This is a genomic window from Streptomyces sp. NRRL WC-3549 (assembly GCF_000721935.1).
Lineage (GTDB): Bacteria > Actinomycetota > Actinomycetes > Streptomycetales > Streptomycetaceae > Streptomyces.
The window spans coordinates 47,362-50,769 of the sequence record NZ_KL585382.1 but is presented as its reverse complement, the minus strand read 5'-3'; the positions used below and the strand labels follow the sequence as shown (position 1 = coordinate 50,769).

At 66.1% G+C, this 3,408-nt stretch carries 2 protein-coding genes; both read right to left on the bottom strand.

Going from position 1 to position 3,408, the window contains the following annotated elements; genetic code table 11:
- Nucleotides 1–260: 260 nt before the first annotated feature.
- Complete coding sequence (gene tuf / locus IH13_RS0101810; RefSeq protein WP_031080452.1) at nt 261–1,454, bottom strand: elongation factor Tu; 1,194 nt, start codon at nt 1,452–1,454, stop codon at nt 261–263.
- Nucleotides 1,455–1,611: 157 nt separating this feature from the next.
- On the bottom strand, nt 1,612–3,408 hold a 1,797-nt coding region (fusA, locus tag IH13_RS0101805; RefSeq protein ID WP_031080450.1), incomplete at its 5' end, for an elongation factor G.

Genomic DNA, 3,408 nt, shown 5'->3' with positions numbered 1-3,408 from the left:
GGCCTCGGCAGCCTCGGCCACCGGGTGCTCGCGCTGGGCGGAACCTTCCACTCCGGCCGGAGCCGCGACACCTTCACCGTCACGGCCTGCCTGCCCGCCGACTGACGGCCCACAGGCCGTCGGCGTCCGCCCCGGAGACGCCCGGACAGGACCTGCCTGGCCTCCCCCGCACAGGACGAAGGGCCCCGCACCTCTTGCGAGGTACGGGGCCCTTCTCGGTGCTCTGTGCGGAGCTACCAGGTCAGACGATCAAGCAGGAACTACTTGATGATCTTGGTGACCTGGCCGGCGCCCACGGTCCGGCCACCCTCACGGATGGCGAACTTCAGGCCCTCTTCCATGGCGACCGGCTGGATCAGCGCCACGGTCATGACGGTGTTGTCGCCCGGCATGACCATCTCGGTGCCCTCGGGAAGGGTCACCACGCCCGTCACGTCCGTCGTACGGAAGTAGAACTGCGGGCGGTAGTTGTTGAAGAAGGGGGTGTGACGGCCACCCTCGTCCTTCGACAGGATGTAGGCCTGGGCCTCGAACTCGGTGTGCGGCGTGACCGAACCGGGCTTGATGATGACCTGGCCGCGCTCGACGTCCTCGCGCTTGATGCCACGGAGGAGCAGACCGACGTTCTCACCGGCCTGGCCCTCGTCGAGCAGCTTGCGGAACATCTCGATGCCGGTGACCGTGGTGGTGGTCTTCTCCTGCTTGATGCCCACGATGTCGACGGTCTCGTTGACCTTCAGGACACCACGCTCGATACGGCCGGTGACGACCGTACCGCGACCGGTGATCGTGAAGACGTCCTCGATCGGCATGAGGAACGGCTTGTCGACGTCGCGCTCGGGCTGCGGGATGGCCTCGTCGACGGCCTTCATCAGGTTGAGGACGGACTCACCCCACTCCTTGTCGCCCTCGAGCGCCTTGAGCGCCGAGACCTTGACGACCGGAACGTCGTCGCCCGGGAACTCGTACTCGGAGAGGAGCTCGCGCACCTCGAGCTCGACGAGCTCCAGGATCTCCTCGTCGTCCACCATGTCGGCCTTGTTCAGGGCGACGACGATGTACGGAACGCCGACCTGGCGGGCCAGGAGCACGTGCTCCTTGGTCTGCGGCATCGGGCCGTCGGTGGCGGCGACCACGAGGATGGCGCCGTCCATCTGCGCCGCACCCGTGATCATGTTCTTGATGTAGTCCGCGTGACCCGGGCAGTCGACGTGCGCGTAGTGACGCTGCTCCGTCTGGTACTCGACGTGCGAGATCGAGATGGTGATCCCGCGCTGGCGCTCCTCGGGCGCCTTGTCGATCATGTCGAAGGCCGAGGCCTCGTTCAGGTCCGGGTACGCGTCGTGCAGCACCTTGGTAATGGCGGCCGTGAGGGTCGTCTTACCGTGGTCGATGTGACCGATGGTGCCGATGTTGACGTGCGGCTTAGTCCGCTCGAACTTCGCCTTCGCCACTGGGTCCTCCTGGAGTGGTTCTGTACGCCTTGCTTCATCGGCGCCAGGTGATCTTTGCTGGAATGCCGGTGCCGGGGGCATCCGACGCGCGAGCGAACTCGGCGTCGGATGCCCTACCGGGCTCCGGTGACAAGCCTAAAGCGTGAGCTCGGGTGAGTTACTCGCCCTTGGCCTTCGCGATGATCTCCTCGGCGACGTTCCGCGGAACCTCGGCGTAGGAGTCGAACTGCATCGAGTAGCTTGCGCGACCCGAGGTCTTGCTGCGGAGGTCTCCGACGTAGCCGAACATCTCCGAGAGGGGCACGAGACCCTTCACGACGCGAGCGCCGCTGCGCTCCTCCATGGCCTGGATCTGGCCACGGCGGGAGTTGAGGTCGCCGATGACATCGCCCATGTAGTCCTCGGGCGTGGTGACCTCGACGGCCATCATCGGCTCCAGGAGCACGGGGGACGCCTTGCGGGCACCCTCCTTGAACGCCTGCGAACCGGCGATCTTGAAGGCGAGCTCCGAGGAGTCGACCTCGTGGTAACCACCGTCGAGAAGGGTGACGCGGACGCCGACCATCTCGTAACCGGCCAGGATGCCGAACTGCATGGCTTCCTGGGCACCCGCGTCCACCGAGGGAATGTACTCACGGGGGATGCGGCCACCGGTGACCTTGTTGACGAACTCGTACGAGGCGTCTCCGCCTTCGAGCGGCTCGAGCATGATCTGCACCTTGGCGAACTGGCCGGTACCACCAGTCTGCTTCTTGTGCGTGTAGTCGATGCGCTCGACGGTCTTGCGGATCGTCTCGCGGTACGCGACCTGGGGCTTGCCGACGTTCGCCTCGACGCGGAACTCGCGCTTCATGCGGTCGACGAGCACCTCGAGGTGGAGCTCACCCATACCACCGATGATGGTCTGGCCGGTCTCCTCGTCCGAGTGCACCTGGAAGGAGGGGTCCTCCTCCGAGAGGCGCTGGATGGCGACACCCAGCTTCTCCTGGTCACCCTTGGACTTGGGCTCGATGGCGACCTGGATGACCGGCGCCGGGAAGTCCATGGACTCCAGGATCACCGGGGACTTGTCGTCCGACAGCGTCTCACCGGTGGTGGTCTGCTTCAGGCCCATGACGGCGACGATGTCACCGGCGCCCACCGACGCGATCTCCTCACGCTTGTTCGCGTGCATGCGGTAGATCTTGCCGATGCGCTCCTTCTTGCCCTTGACCGAGTTCAGCACCGCGGTGCCGGCCTCGAGGCGACCGGAGTAGATCCGGACGAAGGTGAGCTTGCCCAGGTGCGGGTCGCTGGCGATCTTGAACGCGAGGCCGGAGAACGGCTCGTCGTCCGAGGGACGCCGCTTGATGACCAGCTCGGGGTCCTTGACGTCGTGGCCTTCGATGGCCTCGACGTCCAGGGGGGAGGGCAGGTAGCGGACGACCGCGTCGAGCAGGGGCTGCACGCCCTTGTTCTTGAACGCGGTGCCACAGAACACCGGGGTGACGGTGACCGAGTCGGCGCCGCCCTTCGACGCCAGGGTGATGCGGCGGATCGCCTCGTGCAGCTGCTCCTGGGTGGGCTCGACGCCCTCCAGGTACAGCTCCATCATCTGGTCGTCGTTCTCGGAGACGGACTCGAGCAGCTTCCCGCGCCACTCCTGAGCCGACTCGACGAGGTTCTCGGGGATCTCGATCGTGTCGTACATCTCGCCCTTGGGCGCGTCGTCCGACCAGACGAAGGCCTTCATCGACACGAGGTCGACGACGCCCTTGAAGTCGGACTCGGCACCGATGGGGAGCTGCATGACCAGCGGAACCGCACCGAGGCGGTCGACGATCATGCCGACGCAGCGGAGGAAGTCGGCACCGGTGCGGTCGAGCTTGTTGACGAAGCAGATACGCGGCACGCCGTACCGGTCCGCCTGACGCCAGACGGTCTCGGACTGCGGCTCGACGCCGGCCACACCGTC